Here is a 19,144-nt window from a genome sequence, read left to right on the forward strand (position 1 = left end):
CTATTTTGTTAATCTCATTTCTATGTATTTTTTCTCAAAGCCTTTTCGTTCATATAAGTTTTGAGCAGGATTATCTTTATCTACATGTAGTGCAATAGAACCGTGGGCCTCTTGTTTTAATCTATCTATTAATTGTCCTCCTAGACCTTGACCACGTACACTAGAGTCTATCGCGATATAAACAAGAATATGTTCAGGGATAAATCCTCCCATTAAGGTGTCTAGTAAGACTGTAATACCAACAATCTCTTGTTTTGGATTTTTGGCAACTAATACAAATCCACCTGGTTTGTTGTCATAAGAAAGAGCGTAGTGAATTGCTTTTTCTATATCTTGTTTCTCGTCTCCATATTGTTCTAAATGAAGGTATAGAAAATCAACATATTCTTTGATTTGTGATTCGTTTGTAGAGGTGTGTTTGTCTATTTTATGAATTGAAAGCATAAAAAAATGTTTATATGCTTATTTAGGCTTTACAGAAAAGATGAAGACAAAATAGAAAAGGTAAAAACCTTTGATTTGAAAGTAAAAAAATAGAAACGAATATTGTGTTTCTATGGAATATCTCTTTTAATAAAATAGCTAAATAAGCTTGATTAAATAAATTTGATTTTTGTAAAAATACAAAAAATATGATATTTTGACAAGTTTAAATGATATTTATTGAGAAAAAGTAATTTTTTTTGATTGTAATTGCACTTTGTTTTTATAAGTAAAAGTAGGGGCAATACCTTTATTATAAAGGGTTTAGTAATGATGTGATAAGAGAGATAAAAAGACAAAACCAAAGTATACTTACTATTAACCAAAATGTGATTAATAAGTAATTTTACTACAATTACCTAAGAAGTAAAATAAACAACAATATAAATAATGGTATGATAAAATATTCAAATATCGGATTTAAAAATTCTATTTTTTATTCGTATTTAGTGATAAACTAAAGGTGGTTTTGTTCTGACTTATTAGAGGATTGCTTGAGGGTTTCTTGCACCTTTCTTCGAGAAAAGCACCTTCTGGGCAAGGAAAGCCCAAGAAAACTCCTAGGAATCCCCTAAGAAGTGCAAGCAAAACGCTATTATCTTATTCATTAATACCGAAATTACAGCATTGTGTACTCATACTTCTATTTTTGATTTACCAAATAAGGATCATCTCAAAATAAAGTGTAAAGCCTTTTAATCCGGGTTTAACCCAAAATACGGATTAAAAAAAGGCTAATAGTGAGTTCTATTAACCTTGTATATTTATTGAATATCTAGTCGATATGTTTTGCGTTCTTTGTGAATCTCTGGATCTAGTTGTTTCCAGAGTTGTTGAATTTTATTGTTTTCAACCAATAGAGGATTAGTCTCGACAAATGTGATATTGTGTTTTGAAAAACACTTGTATATCTCTTCAAAAATTATTGCAGTTACTCCTTTATTTCTATATTCAGGATCTACACCAATTAAATAGAACTCTGCATGACTGTTTTTCTTAATTGCTTGTAGTAAATGCCAAAAACCAAAAGGGAAGAGTTTTCCATTAGCCTTTTGGAACGCTCTTGAGAATGAGGGCATTGTAATGGCAAAAGCAATCATTTTATTATTTTCATCCATAATACAAGAGATGTAGTCTGGATGAATAAACTGTAGGTATTTCTTTTTATAGTGCTCTACTTGAAAAGGCTCTATAGGAACAAAGCTTTGTAAGTCTGCATAAGTCTTGTTTAATAGAGCAAACATCTCATCAACATAAGGCATTAGTTCTTTAATCGTTTTGAACTTTAGTACTTTTACATTGTATCTCGTTTTTACAAGAGAAGACATTTTGTCTATTTTCGGTTTGTCAAATTTAGAGATATCGAGTTTGTATTCAATCCATTCAGCCTCAGGTTTAAAACCAAGTTGTTGCATATGTTGTGGATAATACTCGAAGTTGTATAATCCTATCATGGTTGCTATATAATCAAACCCTTTAGTAAGCATTCCTGCTTTATCCATATTAGAGAATCCCATAGGACCTTCTATATATTCCATCTTTTGGCTTTTACCGAATGCGATAACAGTGTTTATTAAAGCTTTTGTCACTTCAATATCATCAATCATTTCTAACCATCCGAAGCGCACTTTAGGCTTGTGTAAGTCTTTTACTTCTGTCCAATTGATACAGCAAGCAACTCTTCCTACAATTTCATTGTTTTTATAAGCTAGGTAAAAGTGAACATCTACAGTTTTGAAGATATCATTGTTTCTATCAAAACTTTTGATTTCTTCTTTAATCATAGAAGGAACCCAGTACTTATTGTCTTTATATAGTTTAAAAGGGAACTTAACGAATTCTTTAATTTCTTGATTCGTTTTAGCTTCTCTAATTTCAATCATTTTGTTTCGTTTTTTAAACTCAGGATTACAAAGATACTTATTTGTAATATTAGAAAAACAAGGTTTGTCTAATTAAAAGTACAGTTGTTATAGTAGTTTCTTGATAGTAAGGAGTTCGTTATACTTTTGTTGTTTAGGATAAGACCGAATAGAATAGTTTTCTTTAGGAAATAAAGTGTAAAAATGCTCATTACGAGTCTCATCTTCTTTTGTCAGTACTATGGTATTGAATAATATGAAACCTTTTGGGTTTAGTAATTCTTGTAGCCTCTCAACAAAATAACGTTCAAATAAGAAGTCGGGCATTCTTGCATCTTGGAAGATATCTATGATGATTAGATCATACTGTTCTTTAGAACGCAAGACAAATTCAAAAGCATCTATGTTGTGAATAACGTGGTTAGTGTTGTACTTTTCGATATCAAAGTACTTTTTACCAATAAATAGAATAGCTTCATCTAGCTCAACACTATCAATAGCACTCTGGTATTTTACTTCATCTCTTAATGTCTTTAGAACTCCACCTGCTCCAAGACCAAGGATAAGCACCTTGTTCATTTTTTTGATTTTCTCAAAACCTATAAAGCTTAGACCGTTCTTTAGTACTTTTTCTAGATTACCGTAAGAGTAGTTGGTGTGTTTAGTATCTACTACTAGATGTCCATCAATCCAAGTTACTTCTAATTGTTGACTAACTTTTGAGGGAATTTTCTTTTCTATAACTGGGGTAAAATAACTTAGGATTTTCTTTATCATTTTTTTCTAGCTCAACTTTCCTTCAAAGATAAATCAAATATTAGATACCTAAAACGGCAATTTTTACTAGGTGATATGGATTAGAATTATCGCGGTTTAAATTGACTAAATGTTCCATCTTTATAAAAAATAATCACCTGTTCAATCTCTCCTTTATTAGATCCTAAAGCAAAATGAGGGAGAATATTTTCAGTACTATTTTCTTCTTTTTGGTCGTGAATAGAGGTGGTTTTTTCCGTTGTTATTTCTTCTTTTTTCTCTACAAAACTTGGAGCTAATTCTTCTTCTTTTTCAGCCGAAAAAAGATCAGTTGAGTAAGGAGTGGTCATTGGAGTAGAAGGAGGAGTTTGGATAATTTTAGTGATAGTAGTGGTATTGTCTTTCTCTAAATAGTTACCCGTTCCTTTGATTAACCATTCCAAACTTAGCTCAGGAAAAGCTTCATTTATTTTTAAAATAAAGTCTAAACTAGGTTTATTTCTACCTGACAAAAGGTGAGATAAACTTGACCTTTGAACACCAACTTTGTCTGCAAAAGAAGAGGCAGAGTAGTCATAGTTGTGAAGTATAAATTCAAGTCTGTTTACAAAGTTATCCATAGCATTTTGTTTATAGAAGTAAATAGTTATAGTGTTTACAAATGTAATATTGTTTATGATATTACAAATGTATACATATTTAGAATTGTAAACAATACTAAAGTTTGTGTTTAAGTGATAGTACCTAATAAGCTGATAAAAAGAAGGTTGTGTATTGTTGTTTAATTTTGTAAACTTCTAAAGTGTTGCTGATGGTAGTTATGGTTTAAGTATGTTACTTTTGTAAACAAAGAGTTACTTTAAATTGTTTACAGATGTAAAAGATAAGTTATTTACATTTGTAACATCATATAATAATAGAGGGATGAACTATAACTTTTTAGTAGATAACTATACCAATAAATGTGTGTCAGGTAGATATGTGACAGCTGACATGATTGTTGATTTTTTAAATGACTTAAACCTAAACTTCAAGGTTGAGGAGAAAGGAAAATCAGTAGAAGGAAGATCGATAAAAACGATAACATGGGGTGTTGGTAGCACGCGTATTTTTATGTGGTCTCAGATGCACGGAAATGAATCTACAACAACAAAAGCAGTATTAGATTTTCTTCTTTTACTCCATCAAGAAAAAGAGAGTTTCATTAAAGAATGGTATGCTAAATTTACCTTTTATATAGTGCCTATTCTGAACCCTGATGGAGCACATTATTATACTCGAGTAAATGCAAATCAGGTAGACCTTAATAGAGACTCTATTGACCTTAGTCAACCAGAAAGTAAATTGCTTAGAACTTTATTAGAAGAGTATAAACCAGACTATGCATTTAACCTACATGATCAGCGAACAATATTTGGGGTAGGAGAGACTGGGAAACCTGCTACAGTTTCTTTTTTAGCTCCTTCTTATAATATGGAAAGAGAGATTAACGATAATCGCTTAAAAGCTATTAAATTAATCGTGTCAATGAACAAAGAACTTCAAAAGGTAATTCCAGGACAAGTAGGAAGGTTTGATGATGGGTTTAATATAAATTGTATTGGAGATTATTGTCAATCACTAGGTATACCAACCATATTATTTGAAGCAGGACATTATCCTGAGGATTATATAAGAGAAGAAAGCAGAAAGATTATATTTAGAAGCTTACTAGTGGTAGTTTCTGAGATATTTTCTTCAAATTATGAGAATAATACAGTAGATTCCTATTTTAGTATTCCAGAAAACAGTAAAAACTTCAATGATATAGCTATTGAATTTGTCAAACTTAAAGAAACTGACGAGGATTATATTGTGAAAATCCAATATTTAGAGCAATTAGAAGAAGATAATGTTAAACTTTATCCTATAATTGTTGATATTATTAAAAAAGAGAGTAAATTTGTCCATCATCGTATAAAAGAAAATCTCTTTTTTAAAGAAAGTATTGAAAATATTGATGAAGTACTAGATAAAAGATTAACTGAGGTTATTGATTTAAAGGCTGAAGAGGTTAATTATTTATTAAAAAAATAATAAAATTTATTTTTTTTTCAGAAAATCCAAATTTTATTTAGTATTATTGTACAGAATTATAGATTATAATAAGATAAATAATTGATTTATGAGTAAATTTCGTTTAGATGAAATCGATCACCAAATCCTAGATATGTTGATTGACAATACGAGAGTTCCTTTTACAGATATAGCAAAAAAACTATTAATCTCTGCAGGTACTGTTCACGTTCGTGTTAAGAAAATGGAAGATGCAGGAATTATCCAAGGTTCTTCTTTAACATTAGATTATGAAAAATTAGGATATGCTTTCATCGCATATATTGGAATCTTCTTACATAACACGTCACAAACTAAGTTTGTATTAGAGCGTATTAATGAAATTCCTTTCGTAACTGTAGCGCACGTAACTACAGGTAAGTTTAACGTGTTCTGCAAAATTAGAGCGAAAAACACACGTCATGCAAAAGAAGTTATTTACATGATTGATGATATCGAAGGAGTTTACAGAACTGAATCAATGATTTCTCTAGAAGAAAGCATCAATGATAAAAAACGTTTAATGCATACAATCTTTAAAGAACTTTAAGATTAGAATGTATATCACATATAGAAGAGAGTATCTACTAGATACTCTCTTTTTTTGTATTTATATGGGATAGAGACTATAAAAATGTTAAGCTGTGATTAGGTTTATAGGGCATCTTTTCTTTTTATTTGTATTTTTGAAAAAAAAACATGGACTCATTAACACAAATCATACTAGGTGGTGCGGTTGGAAATGCTATTGTAGGTCGTAAGATAGGCAATAGGGCAATTCTTTATGGAGCAATAGCAGGTACTATACCTGATTTAGATATTTTGTCTGGTTTTTTTACTGATCCTATCACAGCTGTAGAAGTACATCGTGGGTTCACACATTCTATTCTATTTGCTTTTTTGGGAGCTATTTTGTTCGGTTATTTACTCTATTTTATAGAGAAAAAGAATAAAGTAACTTACGAAGAGGGGTTTTGGCTTTTCTTTTGGGGGTTCTTTACACATGCTCTCTTAGATATGTTTACCACATGGGGCACTAGGCTGTTTTGGCCTCTTGATTACTCTTTTGCATTCAAGTCTATCTTTGTGATAGATCCTTTATACACTTTACCGTTTGCATACTTTTTGGTGCGTTCAATGCGAGAGAAGTCAAATTTAGACAAAAGAATGTTTTATAATAGAATGGGGTTCTATGTAAGTTCATTCTATCTATTTATTACATTAATGCTTAAGGCATTCGCTTTTTACAGTTTTACCGACGCATTAGATCGCCAAGGAATTAAGTACACAGAAATGTCTGTAAAACCTACAGTGATGAATACTATCCTATGGAATGCTATTGTAGAAACAAAAGATTCTTTTTTAATAGGAGAGTACTCTTTCTTTGATAAGTCTCCTATTACCTTTCAGGAGTTTCCTAAAAACCACACTCTTATAAAGTCTTTAGAGAGTCACCCACTAATTGTACGCTTAGTAAAGATTAGCGAAGGATATTATACTTTTTCTGAAAAGAAAGATGAAGTCTATTTCAATGATTTGCGCTTTGGTCTGTTGAAAAATGAAGGAGAAGAAGTGCAGTTTGCTTTTAGTTATAGATTCTACTTAGATGATAAAGGAGAGCTACAAGTAGAAGAAGTGAAAAAAGAGAGAAAAGATGGTTTTAAATTATTGAAAAAGCTATGGTTTAGACTCCAAGGAGTATAACTAAATGATAAAAACTTATTATTCTTTTACCTATGTCAGCTTATCAAAAACATTTTATTCATATTATTTCAGAACAACTGCCTGAGGGAGTAAAGCTAGTTGATTTTATCTCTGAGCTAATTCATCTAGGTAAGGAGGCCTGTTATAGAAGAATCAGAGGAGAAGTGGAGTTTACCTTGACAGAGGTAGTTACGATAGCAAAAGCAATGAACATTAATCTTACTTCTTTAATTATTAGAGAAGGAGGAGATAAGATTACTTGTAACTTAAGAGTATTAAAGGAGGATACTTTAGAACAAGTTTACATCAGGATGATAGAGGCTGAATTAAACGTTTTAGAGGGGTTTGAACAAAAAAGTAGACATACACTTCACATGGTGTGTAAAGAGCTTCCAGAGCTTCTGTATTTAGCTTCAGATAACCTGATGAAGTTGCGTTTAATGAAAATAGAATTAAACCAAGGGGTTTTAATACCGACAGCGTTTAAAAAAATTGAGATAACCTCAGCTATCAAAAGAATTCAACAACGATATTGGCAAGCTTTACATGACTTTAAACTCACTGTGTACTTAGGTCCTGATATATTAAATACATTGGTATACGATATCTTGTATTTTTATAAGATCAATACACTAACAGAAGAGGATAAAACACTAATACAAAATGAACTTAATGAAGTAATAGATCTACTTAGCTTGATAGGAAGCACAGGGAAGTATAAGAATAAAGAGATAGAGCTTTATCTGTCTTATTTAGGATTAGATATTTCTCATAACTATTTAAAATCTGATGGATTAGAAGCAAGTGTAGTACATCTAAGTAGTCCAAATAGTATTTTATCATTTGATCCTGCATTTAATAACGCACAAGAACATCGCATTAACATGATAAAACGGACTTCTACTTTGATTAGTTTGTCAGGAGAACCCGAGAAAGTAGCTTATCTAAACAAGCAGAGAGAGGTTTTAAAAAATATAAAGAGCAAGTAATTGCTCTTTTTTTGTGGGAATAGACATAGATGTTATTCTTTGTTTCGCTATTAGACACAGATTGAAAAGTTCCTTTTCATTTATAGTTGTTATTTGCAGCTAATAAAAATGATGGATCAATGGCAAATAAAGATTTTAAACCAGGCATAGAACAAGCGAAAGCACTTGATAAGGCAGATGTATTATATAGATTTAGAGAAAGATTCTTCCCTTTAGCAGATAATAAGATCTATATGGATGGTAATTCTCTAGGGTTAGCGTCTAAGGATGCAGAGCAAGCTTTGTTACAAGTGATGGAGGTATGGAAAAGTGAAGGTATTCTAATTTGGAATGTAGAGAGTGGACATTACTTTAACTATGGTAAGAATCTAGGAAATAGAGTAGGTCGTTTGATTAATGCACAGGAGAATGAGGTAATGATTACAGCTAATACAACGCTTAATATACACCAGGTTATAGCGACATTCTGGAAACCTACTAAGCAGCGTTATAAGATACTTGTAGATGATTTAAACTTCCCGACAGATAGATATGCTGTAGATAGTCAGATAGCATTAAAGGGGATGAAGGTAGAAGAAGTTTTAAAAGTAGTAGAGAGTAGTGATGGAGTGTTCATTGATGAGGATGCGGTGATAGAGGCGATGACCCCAGATATAGCAGTGATTTTATTGCCTTCTGTATTGTACAGAAGTGCTCAACTCCTAGATATGCAACGCCTAACGAATGAAGCGCATAAACGCGGTATATACATTGGTTTTGACTTATGTCACTCTATTGGAGCAGTAGCACATGATTTTGACTTAATTAATCCAGATTTTGCTATCTGGTGCAATTATAAGTATCTATCAGCAGGTCCTGGTTCTACAGCAGGTCTTTATATCAATAAAAAACATTTTAATAAATCAGTGGGACTTGCAGGTTGGTTTGGAAATAAAGACGAAACACAGTTCCAACTAAAGCATGAGTTCGAACAAGCTTCTGATATAACAGCCTTTCAGACAGGTACACCGAATATCTTCTCGATGGCTCCTCTGGAAGGAGTATTAAATATATATGAAGAAGCGGGAATGGAGCATATTAGAGCAAAGTCATTAAACTTGACAGCTTATATGATGTATCTCATCGATACCCGACTAAGACTGTATGGATATTCGTATAACAATGAAACAGAGGATTATAAGCGTGGAGGACATATAGCATTAGTCCATGAGGAAGCTTATAGAATTTGTTTAGCCTTAAAACATCATAATATTATTCCTGATTATAGAGAGCCTAATGTTATTCGTCTTGCTCCTATAGCATTGTATAATTCTTATCAGGAAGTCTATAAGTTAATCGAAGTATTAGAAGTAATTGGTCAAGAACAGCAATGGAATAATTTTAGCAATCAAAGAGCAATAGTTATTTAATTTAATATAAAGAAAGACGTTTCAATAGTATTTGGAGCGTCTTTTCTTTTTACTTTTACAATAGAATTAGAAATTGTTTACTGAATGATTATTGATATTAATCAACATAAAATCTCTATTGGGAGTCACTATGACATATTTATTGATGGAGAAAAGAAGTATTATGGAAAGCAAAAGCTTTTTAAGTTGTTTGCAGAAGTGAATTTGTTTGCAGAAACAACCAATGAACAAGCCTTTAAGGTCAAAAAGAAGTTCTTTCTGTTGTACCCTACCTATGTACTAACTGATAGTCAAGGAAGAGAAGCTATATTAGAGATGAAGTCCTATTGGAAGACTCACTATCAATGTACTTACCAACATAAAGTATATGATATCTATGCACATCGAGGGCGCAAGTGTTCTGTTTTTATAAATGGAAAGCAAGTAGCATGGTGGGATAAGCAGGCAGTGTCTTGGTTTGATGGAGATAATTATCAAATTATAGCGGATGATGATGTGAATGCAGAAGTGCTGATTGCTTGTTGTTTAGCTTATGATAACTATACTTATAAATCTCAAGATAAAGGTGTGTTTAATTATGATCTAGGTAACTTAATCTTTCAAAACAGAAGTTTTGATAAACAGTGGAAACCTAACAATAAAAATAAATAAAGCATTTTAGGATAAAAAGGCTCTTTAACACTAGTGTTGAGAGCCTTTTTATCTTTAGTTTTATAGAGTCAAACACAAAGATGAATAATGGTTATAGAAGTAGATCAATTGATAGATTACCATTTGATTAAGTACAAAGGGTTTATCAATAAAGAGAAGAGATTTTACGCAGAGCAGAATGCAGATAGCGATTTTGTAGATATTAATTTGTTTTCGACGAGTAGTGATATTCCTGTTTTTAATATTAGAAGAGGAGAAGGTACAGGTCTATTTAAGCCTGCAAAATATATTCTAACAGATCAGCATGGGAATACAGCGAGGTTAGAAATGCTCTCTTATTGGAAAACTCACTATCAATGTCATTATAACTATAAGGTATATGATATTTATGCTCATCGCGGACTAAAGTGCTCTATTTTTGAAAACAGGAAACAAATCGCTTGGTGGGATAAGGAAAGAATAAGTATTAGTTATGCTGATAATTATTTTATGATTGCCAATAATGATGTTAATCAAGAATTACTTATTGCTTTTTGTCTAGCGTATGATGATTATCATTTTGAACCAGCAGAATATAGAAGGCATTTCATAAGAGATAAAATAAAACTAAGTATAGGAAATATCTTTTTTGAGAAAAGAAAATTTGATAAAAACTGGAAGGCAAATAAATATTGAGTAAAATAAAATCCAATAGATAATATTATCTAAATTTATAAAGAGAACAAGAACCTTAAAAATATACAGAAATGAGTATTCTAAAAGCAACACAACAAGAACAAGATAACTTCTTTTGGAAGATTATAGATGAATCTAATGATGTAAAAGATTTTGATTGGGAGGAATATGATCAAGATCAACACATCGATCAAATGATTGATTTATTAAGTAAAACAGACAAAGATCATTTAATCGTTTTCGAGAAAGTAATGCAACAACAATTACATAGATTGTACACTGCGGAGATAGCAGAGCTGTACATCGTCTTGAATAATGATTTTGAGGTAGAAGACGATGTGATAGACTTTGATGATACGATTTCTGATGATGCATTTATCTATTTCAGATGTTGGTTATTACTTAAAGGTAAAGATTTTGTAGAAGAAATTAGTAGTGATATTCAGAACTTTGTAAATGGAGAATATAGTTTTGATATCGGAGAGTGTGATGCAGAAGAGTTATTGTATGTAGCAGACTTAGCTAATGAAGAGATGACGGGTATCGAAGAGTCAGAAGAAATAAGAGATGCTATTTATGAGTCTTTTCCAGACGTAGTGAACTATGATGATGTAGATGTGAAGATGAATAGAGAGGTAAAAGGAGGAACAGCGCTACAAAAGGCTTACCCAGAATTGGTAGAAGAAATATGTGATGTACGCTCTGACGTAGAAGAATAAGATAAAAAGAAGTTTAAAGCATCTATGCTCTAAACTTCTTTTTTTAATCCAGATTACGATAGACATCTAAACGAAAAGTAATTATATAAAAATAGGCCTGAGTAAGTGAGTATAGCATACTATAGTATGGTTTTAGAGCTAATGAAAGAGCTACGAAGTAGAATTGCTTTGTAGTATTTGGCTAATGCGGAATCTGGGTTTAAATACTAAAAGGTAAATATGAAAGGAAAGACATTGTTTAGGAGTTTGTTGATAGCAGGTTTGTTATTTGTAGCTACAGAAGCACAAGCTCAAAAAATAGAGAAAAATTATAGAGAAGATTGGACTTACTCACATAATAGATATGATGCTCAGTTAGAAAAATCCTTCTTTGGAGGTTTAGATTTCTCAGATAATAATAGAAATAAATTAGAATTTTCAAAAGAGTACCTAAACTTAGAATATAGCGGGATTCTGGAGGATGACGAGTTGCAGCAGTTGTTCTTAATGGACTTAGTTAAGAAGTATAAGTATACTAATCGTTATACAGCAACTTATGAGGTGGATATGTTTGGAAAAGTGACGATAAAAGATAACCAAGGAAACAGGATTGAGTACGGTACAGATTTGTTTGGGAATAAAATTTATGAAGACAAGAAAAGAGGGATTAAGTATTCTATTGGAAAAGATTTAATGGGAGACTATAACTATAAGTCTGGTAGAGAAAGCGCTAGTTTAAAGAAAGATATCTTTGACAGATGGAAGTATACAGATAGTTTTGGTAATAAATTAGAGATAGGACAAGAGACTTGGGGACGCTGGATTACACAGTTTAGAGACGAAGAGGGAGTATTATTTTATTTAATAACTGTATTCTTTAGACCAAATGACAACATTATGTATAGATAAGAAGGAAGATATCATCATTCCTTTTATTAGAATAGGTGATCCTTTATGGGAAGATAAGACTAGGCTGATCATTGAGTCCTTAGCTGATAATTGGTCAAATGATTTAGCTGATCCCAAATCAGAAGAGGAAATACGACTATTAGAAGCAAGAATAGCAACAAGTTTACCAAATTCTTTAAAGGAATTCTATAAAGTGTTTGGGGTAGCTGATATAGGCGAACAGTTAATCAGCTTTGATGAAATAGATTATCTTGGTAAAATATGGGAACCTCACCCAGAATACGGTCCTAGCTTCACACAAGAGGACTTATCAGTGTTACCTTACTTAATTACTTTTAGTGATTATCTAGGTAATGGTAATATGTTCTGTTTTCATAAAGAGACTAAAGAAATCTATTATTTTGACCACGATAGTCAGCCTTATTTGACGAAGATGTTTAGTCATTTTGATGATTATTTAAAAGGGTGTTTGGTTTTTGCACAAGCAGATTTGTTTGGAGAGGTAGGCCAGGATCAAGTTGATCAATGGACAGAACAAATAGTTGATGAGCTGATAGGAGAAGACCTAGTTCGTAAATGGAGATATTAAAATAAAACAATTGGAATGATAGAAATAGCTAATTGGAAAACTTTCGAAAAACAGTATAACTTCGAAGAGTCTGTATATAATTATGTAAGAAAATCACTTGAACTAATCAGCCAATCTACTTTAAAAGAAGAAGTGTTTTGTTCTTTTGCTTTTAACTGTAGTGCATATAATGGATATGTGTTACTGAGTTTAGATACTGATATGCTGAATAGAGAGAGAAAGTATTATCCGCCAGATTGGACTTATGAAGTTGTAGAAGATTATGTTTTAGAGCTTAGAGATCTTGGCACTCTTCTTTATGAGCCTATAGAAGATGCATATCACAGCATTGTAAAGGATTTAGAAGATCAAGCTCAGTTTGATGACTTTACTAATGGATTCCTTAATAGTTTAAGAAAGGTAATGGTAAGAATAGAAAGAGAAAATATGCTCTCACAGTATTTAAGAACAACTTCTAATCTATGGACTTTGGTGACAGAGATAGATGCAGATGAAGATGAAGAGGAACGTTTGCTACAAGAAGAGCGCTCTCGTGCTATTGAAGTATAATAAACAAGGGGAAGTGATCACTTCCCCTTGTTTATTATAAAGTTCGTTTGCGTATCAGTTTATTAACTCTACTCATTAAGATAATACTTATAGTAGACACAACAACTAGTACATAAGCCACAATATTGTAATTAACAAGAGGACTGTTATCATGTTCTTGATAGACAATTAGTCCTGCAATAGCAGCAGCAATACCTCCTGATATCTGTTGAAGTGAAGAAGTAATACTCATATAAGCTCCTCTGTCAGCTGTATCAGGCACAGCACTGTTTAAGGCTGCTGAAGGAACCATACGACTCATGATACCGATCATCATTAAGATATTTGTTCCAACTACTAGAGCAAAAGGGATTTGAGAAAAATTAGTATAGACCACACTAACTATCATTAACCAAATAGATGCAATGGTAAATAATTTGTATTTACTCACTCTATCACTTAAACGACCTATAAAAGGCATTAATGTTAATGAGGTAACTCCAGATATCATAAATAGGATAGGTAACTGATCTGGATGAACACCTAAGTTATTCACAGCAAATATAGTTCCGAATGGCATCATCATAAATCCTCCTACAGATAGCATGGTGATAGACATAAATCCTATTCTATAATCCTTGTTTTTCACAGTATTCCACAGATGCGTAAGTACCTTTTTTTGAGGTTGTAGACTTAAGTGATCCCTGACAGGTTTTAAATAGAACCCAATAGCGATAGCAATAAGTATTGACAACCCTACAATCATAAAGAAAGGAGCTTCCCAAAACCATTTGTTAGCAATATATAACCCTATAGGAATACCAAGTACCTGGCTTGCTCCAAATCCCATTTGTATAAACCCCATTACTCTTCCTCGTTGTTTTAGTGAAAAGATATCTGTGATAATAGCCATAGAGATAGAGCCTATTACTCCTCCAAATAGTCCTGTAAAGATGCGAGCGAATACTAGTGTCTCATAAGAGTTTGCTAAACCACAGAATAAGGTACCAACAATAAAACCGATGTAGAAGAACAATAATAGTTTCTTTCTATCAAACTTATCCGCAAAGCCTGCTGTGAGTAATCCTGCAGCTCCTGCGCTAAATGCATAAGCAGATACAGCTATGCCAAAATCCTGTGTAGACATAGACAAGCTTTTTAGTAAGAGATCTCCTAGTGGAGCCATAACCATAAAGTCTAAGATAACAGTGAATTGTGTGATGGCTAATATGAAAATAACGAATTTCTCGTATTTGGTAAACTTTTGATCTAGCGTCTGTGTCATAGTAATATATAGAGATATCTCTTTAATTTACATCTAAATAAATTGAAAAGAGTGAAATGCAAATATAAGTCATTATTCTTTTCTTTATCTTTAGCTAGTGAGTACTAAAATAATTAACTTTATTAGTTAGATATTTACTGTATATAGTATCTACTATATTACTTGTTTATAGTGTTTTTAATTCTCTACGATGAATAAGAATAGTTTTAGTATCTAAGTTTTATCAAGTAGTACAAATAGAGAACTTTAGTGACTTAATCGTGAAAGAGGTGTCCTAAGAGAATGTTCTTGTGGAGCATATATAAAAGTATATAATATATAAAAGAGGATAGACGTAATTAAAAAGGTGATGAGTATAAGTTTATATAAAAAAAAGTACAATGAACTTTCTAAAATGTTTAGAGAGAGTTATAGCATTAAGGACTTAGCGTCTGATTTATTTGATTTATTGTATGCATTGCAAGCAGATGAACAAACGAGTGAGAATTTATTGTTGCAGAGTCATATTTATGCATTATTAGAGTATTGGGAGACTGCATATAAATTGTTACTTGAAGTAGAAAGTAGTAAAACTCATAAAATCCAAGATAAGCTTTTTGTTTTTTCAGAGAAAGCAAAGACTCATAAAGATATTTTTGGTGTAAAAGATCTTCGAAAGTTAAGAGAAAGAAAGACAATAGACCTTCTGTTTCCAGAAGATATCACCCTCGTAGAGGGGACTAATAATCAATATGGTATAAAAGAGAAGAGAGTAGTTATTTTTAATAAGTACTGTCCACTTGATCGGTTTTTGATTATTAGCCATATTCCTTTTGATAGCAGAGCACAGTCTAAGGTGATAGATTATCTATATTGGCTTACAGACTTGCGTGAAGAGCTAATAGGATTCTATAATAGTGAGAATAACGCTTTCCTTCCTTTCTTAGACGGAAAAGCAGATGATGATTGGTATGATACCTTAGATGTATATAGTGTTACAATCTGTTTACATAATTTAGCACATATTACAGCGTCTATTGCAATAGGGGATGAGCTTATCGCTGATCATATTATAGATATAGAAATTTCTAATAAAGAATGTATCGAAATGAGTATAGATGGATAATAGAATATCTTGACTCTTTCTATGTATATGAAGCCTGTATGAGTTAGAAGTGTGTTCTAATAAATACAGGCTTCTTGTTTATAGATGATGAAGTGGTCTAACGTCAGATAGTTGTTTATATTCTTCTACTAACTTATCTAAGAATGTATATAAGGCTTGATTCATTGTAGTATAGTCGTATTTCATTAGTTGTTGAGCAGACTGTACAAAGCGATGATTAGCATATCTCACTAAGCTTTCTTGGTCATTAGCAATAATTAATTCTATTACTTCTGGTGTAAATTCCATATGACACTGCAATCCATACACTAGATTAGAATATTCTATTATTTGTCTAGGACATCCTTCGCTAGTAGCTAGTACTATAGCATCTGGTGTAAGTCCTGGCATATCATTGTGCCAGTGGCCTACTGGAAGTTCATTTTCTATATGTTTAAACTTTGGATGGGTCTTTCCTTCATCAGTAAGGTGAATAGGCCATACACCAAACTCTTTTTCTGGGCTGTGACTATAAGCGTTACACAGAGCTTCTCCTATTAGTTGTGCCCCTAGACAAACACCAATAACCGCTTTATGAGCAAGTATACACTTTAGTATCAATTCTTTTTCTTTTTGTGCATCAAAATAAGGGCATTCATCTGTTGTCGTAATAGGATCTTGAGGTCCTCCTAATACGATTAGTAAATCAATGTGTTCTGCTGAGGTAGGCAAAATATTGTTTTCATATAGTTTAGTCATACTTACACTATAATTATGATCTTTTACCCAATCTAAAAAGGCACCAGGCCCTTCATACTCTTCGTGAATTACAAAATGTATATGCATTATATCTATTGTTTGATTGGCAACAAAGGTAAATGCCTAGATAATGAAGGGTATAGTCCAGAATAAACAAAAGCTTCCTAGTCCAAGTAAATAAGGCGAAATTAGAAAGTATGGGGTATATGGTTGCTTATATTTTATTAAAATATACTAAATAGTTATGGTTTGTTTATTTTTGTTGTTTTTAAAATAATTTTTAATATATAAATAGTTGTAAAGTAGTTGTTATGTGGTATTATTGTAGGCGTAACCTCTGTTTTGTTGTGTTTTTGACAATACTTAATGTAGTTTTGTATTAGGTGATTAACCCCACATTCCCAATCTAACGTATGAGAAAACAATTACTAAAAACAGGTTTATTAAGTATTGCTTTATTTGCGCTAAGTACTAGTGTACAAGCTCAGCGTGTAGCTGAGAAGAAAGCCGATAAAGAGTATGAAAAACTAGCTTATATAGATGCTATAAAAATCTATGAACGCATGGCTAAAAAAGGATATATTAATGGAGATATATTAATGAAATTAGCTGATTCATATTATTTTAATGGAAAGCTACTTGATGCTAATAAATGGTATACAGAGCTGTTTAATGGAGAGTATGATGATAAGGATACAGTGAAGATTCCTTCAGAGTACTACTATCGCTATGCACAAACTTTAAAAGCTGCTGAACAATATGATGCTTCTAAGAAGGTAATGGAGCAGTTCGTTGTATTAGAAAAGGAAGACTCTAGGGCAAAATTATACCTAGCGAATAAGGACTATTTAAAAACAATAGAGGAAGGTACAGCTCGTTATGAATTGACACATACATCTATTAATACTCCTTATTCTGATTATGGAGCAGCAGTGATAGGAGATCAACTTATTTTTACTTCTGCACGTCCTTCTAGTGAATTATCAAGTAAGAAATTACACGAGTGGACGAATGAGAGTTTTACTACACTATACAGTAGCACGATCTTAGCAGATGGTAAGTTAGGAGAGCCTGTTGTTTACGCTCCTGAGTTGAGTTCTAAGGTTAATGATGCTACTGCTGTATTTACGAAGGATGGAAAGACCATGTTCTTTACTCGTAATAATTCTAATTTAAAAGGAAAGCGTAAAAACAATAAGAAAAACTCGTCTCTATTAAAGATATTTAGTGCTACTAAGCAAGCTAATGGTACTTGGGGAGATATAAAAGAATTACCAATCAACTCAGATAACTTTAATACTGCGCACCCAGCGTTGACACCAGATAATGAATGGCTGTATTTCTCTTCTGATAGAGAGGGAAGCGAAGGACAGTCAGATATCTTTAGAGTAGCGCTGTATCCTAATGATGTGTATGGAGGTGTAGAGAATATCGGGAAGAAAGTAAACACAGCAGGACGTGAGACATTCCCATTTATCTCTTCTGATCATTATTTATTCTTTGCCTCTGATGGACATCCTGGTTTAGGAGGATTAGATATCTTTTCGGCTAAGTTAGAGAAAAATGGAGTGATAGGAGAAGTAGTTAATTTAGGAGCGCCTATTAATAGTCCGTTTGATGATTTTTCTATTTATATCAATAGAGACACAAATGCAGGATATGTGAGTTCAAACCGACCAGAAGGGTTAGGAGGAGATGATATCTATTCTTTTATTCAGAAAGCATGTCTACAGCATATAATAGGTACTGTATATGATATTAAAACAAAGAAAGGTATTCCTAATGCAACTGTTGTGATATCAGATGGATTATATGAAAAGTCTAAAACCATTCAGACAGATGAGCAAGGTAAGTATAGTTCTGAGACATTAGATTGTAGTGAGAAGTATCGTATTAAGGCAGAAGCACCAGAGTATAGTACAGTAGAGTTAGTATTTGCTGCAGCTGATGTGGCAGGTGATAAAGAAGTGAATATCGGTTTAGATAAGGCATATGAGACAGTAGGTATAAACGATGATTTATTTAAGAAACTAAAATTACAACCAATCTATTTTGACTTTGATCAATCATTTATCCGTAGAGATGCATCGATAGAGTTGATGAAAGTTGTTGAGGTAATGAGAGAGTACCCAGCTATGATCGTAGATGTACGTTCACATACAGATAGTAGAGGAAATGACAATTATAATTTAGCCTTATCAGATAGACGTGTGAAAGCAACTATTAAATGGATGATTTCGCAAGGTATAGAACCAAGTCGTCTAACAGGTAGAGGATATGGAGAAAGTCAACTACAGAACAGATGTTCTAATGGAGTACCATGTAGTGAAGCGGATCATCAGCTAAACAGAAGAAGTGAATTTATCATTATAAAAATGTAACAAAAAAGAGGCGAGAGCCTCTTTTTTTAATTAGGAATTAGGAGTTAAGAATTAGGAGTTAAGAATTAGGAATTATCTGCCTTGCGGGCAATATGCACACACAGAGTATCAATGTAGAGATGCAATATTTTGCGTGTCACACAATACATACATATACATACATACCATTTTCGTCTCCACACAGTAGTCATAAGTCATCTCCATAATCGTAGGGACTATTTCATACATCTGTACATCGTAACCACAAACTTTGTCTAGTTATAGAAATAGTCTTTTAATGTTTGAATA

At 32.2% G+C, this 19,144-nt stretch carries 19 protein-coding genes; 13 read left to right on the forward strand and 6 right to left on the reverse strand.

All coding sequences use genetic code 11. The annotated features are described in order from the left end of the window. The 4 genes from AABL87_RS04115 to AABL87_RS04130 all read right to left on the reverse strand — a co-directional run bounded on the left by AABL87_RS04115 (nucleotide 1) and on the right by AABL87_RS04130 (nucleotide 3,721). On the reverse strand, nucleotides 1-444 hold the full coding sequence (locus tag AABL87_RS04115; protein ID WP_006263519.1) for a GNAT family N-acetyltransferase: 444 nt from the start codon (nucleotides 442-444) through the stop codon (nucleotides 1-3). 803 nt (nucleotides 445-1,247) lie between these two features. Next, entirely contained in the window at nucleotides 1,248-2,366 is a 1,119-nt protein-coding gene (locus AABL87_RS04120; RefSeq protein ID WP_341276983.1) for a GNAT family N-acetyltransferase, read from the reverse strand. Nucleotides 2,367-2,453: 87 nt separating this feature from the next. Further along, entirely contained in the window at nucleotides 2,454-3,122 is a 669-nt protein-coding gene (locus AABL87_RS04125; protein WP_006261143.1) for a spermidine synthase, read from the reverse strand. A gap of 86 nt (nucleotides 3,123-3,208) precedes the next feature. Further along, nucleotides 3,209-3,721: a helix-turn-helix domain-containing protein gene (locus tag AABL87_RS04130; RefSeq protein ID WP_006265227.1), complete on the reverse strand. Its 513-nt coding sequence runs from the start codon at nucleotides 3,719-3,721 to the stop codon at nucleotides 3,209-3,211. Between the two features lie 304 nt (nucleotides 3,722-4,025). On the opposite strand from AABL87_RS04130, the gene AABL87_RS04135 reads away from it, so the two are divergent. The 11 genes from AABL87_RS04135 (at nucleotide 4,026) to AABL87_RS04185 (ending at nucleotide 13,368) form a co-directional block, all read left to right on the forward strand. Next, nucleotides 4,026-5,177 carry a M14 family metallopeptidase gene (locus AABL87_RS04135; RefSeq protein WP_071307647.1) on the forward strand — a complete coding sequence of 384 codons (1,152 nt, stop codon included), beginning with the start codon at nucleotides 4,026-4,028 and terminating at the stop codon, nucleotides 5,175-5,177. A gap of 88 nt (nucleotides 5,178-5,265) precedes the next feature. Next, nucleotides 5,266-5,745, forward strand: a complete 480-nt coding sequence (locus AABL87_RS04140; protein ID WP_006258948.1) for an Lrp/AsnC family transcriptional regulator — start codon at nucleotides 5,266-5,268, stop codon at nucleotides 5,743-5,745. Nucleotides 5,746-5,894: 149 nt separating this feature from the next. Then, a complete protein-coding gene (locus AABL87_RS04145) occupies nucleotides 5,895-6,899 on the forward strand; it encodes a metal-dependent hydrolase (RefSeq protein ID WP_286398847.1) in 1,005 nt (334 codons plus the stop codon). 32 nt (nucleotides 6,900-6,931) lie between these two features. Further along, nucleotides 6,932-7,888: a hypothetical protein gene (locus tag AABL87_RS04150; protein ID WP_286398844.1), complete on the forward strand. Its 957-nt coding sequence runs from the start codon at nucleotides 6,932-6,934 to the stop codon at nucleotides 7,886-7,888. 119 nt (nucleotides 7,889-8,007) lie between these two features. After that, on the forward strand, nucleotides 8,008-9,297 hold the full coding sequence (gene kynU / locus AABL87_RS04155; RefSeq protein WP_341276984.1) for a kynureninase: 1,290 nt from the start codon (nucleotides 8,008-8,010) through the stop codon (nucleotides 9,295-9,297). A gap of 84 nt (nucleotides 9,298-9,381) precedes the next feature. Further along, entirely contained in the window at nucleotides 9,382-9,948 is a 567-nt protein-coding gene (locus tag AABL87_RS04160; RefSeq protein ID WP_341276985.1) for a hypothetical protein, read from the forward strand. 87 nt (nucleotides 9,949-10,035) lie between these two features. Beyond that, nucleotides 10,036-10,623 carry a hypothetical protein gene (locus tag AABL87_RS04165; RefSeq protein ID WP_006258942.1) on the forward strand — a complete coding sequence of 196 codons (588 nt, stop codon included), beginning with the start codon at nucleotides 10,036-10,038 and terminating at the stop codon, nucleotides 10,621-10,623. A gap of 71 nt (nucleotides 10,624-10,694) precedes the next feature. Continuing rightward, nucleotides 10,695-11,342: a DUF4240 domain-containing protein gene (locus AABL87_RS04170; RefSeq protein WP_006261148.1), complete on the forward strand. Its 648-nt coding sequence runs from the start codon at nucleotides 10,695-10,697 to the stop codon at nucleotides 11,340-11,342. A gap of 219 nt (nucleotides 11,343-11,561) precedes the next feature. Continuing rightward, entirely contained in the window at nucleotides 11,562-12,230 is a 669-nt protein-coding gene (locus AABL87_RS04175) for a hypothetical protein (RefSeq protein ID WP_006263526.1), read from the forward strand. Next, nucleotides 12,208-12,819: an SMI1/KNR4 family protein gene (locus AABL87_RS04180; protein ID WP_006258939.1), complete on the forward strand. Its 612-nt coding sequence runs from the start codon at nucleotides 12,208-12,210 to the stop codon at nucleotides 12,817-12,819. The genes AABL87_RS04175 and AABL87_RS04180 overlap by 23 nt, the downstream gene beginning before the upstream one ends. Before the next feature lie 15 nt (nucleotides 12,820-12,834). After that, nucleotides 12,835-13,368 (forward strand): hypothetical protein, encoded by a 534-nt coding sequence (locus AABL87_RS04185; RefSeq protein ID WP_006261151.1) that lies wholly within the window; start codon nucleotides 12,835-12,837, stop codon nucleotides 13,366-13,368. A 34-nt stretch (nucleotides 13,369-13,402) separates the two neighbouring features. Here AABL87_RS04185 and AABL87_RS04190 read toward each other — a convergent pair whose 3' ends face one another. Next, entirely contained in the window at nucleotides 13,403-14,632 is a 1,230-nt protein-coding gene (locus AABL87_RS04190; RefSeq protein WP_006261152.1) for an MFS transporter, read from the reverse strand. Nucleotides 14,633-14,981: 349 nt separating this feature from the next. Between AABL87_RS04190 and AABL87_RS04195 the strand changes: the two genes are divergently transcribed. Continuing rightward, nucleotides 14,982-15,737 (forward strand): hypothetical protein, encoded by a 756-nt coding sequence (locus AABL87_RS04195; RefSeq protein ID WP_341276986.1) that lies wholly within the window; start codon nucleotides 14,982-14,984, stop codon nucleotides 15,735-15,737. A gap of 78 nt (nucleotides 15,738-15,815) precedes the next feature. Here the strand turns inward: AABL87_RS04195 and AABL87_RS04200 are convergent, their stop codons facing one another. After that, entirely contained in the window at nucleotides 15,816-16,562 is a 747-nt protein-coding gene (locus AABL87_RS04200; protein WP_006263530.1) for a glutamine amidotransferase-related protein, read from the reverse strand. A 326-nt stretch (nucleotides 16,563-16,888) separates the two neighbouring features. Between AABL87_RS04200 and AABL87_RS04205 the strand changes: the two genes are divergently transcribed. Then, a complete protein-coding gene (locus tag AABL87_RS04205) occupies nucleotides 16,889-18,856 on the forward strand; it encodes an OmpA family protein (RefSeq protein ID WP_341276987.1) in 1,968 nt (655 codons plus the stop codon). The last annotated feature ends 288 nt before the right edge of the window (nucleotides 18,857-19,144 follow it).

The organism is Myroides sp. C4067 (assembly GCF_038039665.1).
In the GTDB taxonomy this organism is placed as follows: Bacteria; Bacteroidota; Bacteroidia; order Flavobacteriales; family Flavobacteriaceae; genus Flavobacterium; species Flavobacterium odoratimimum.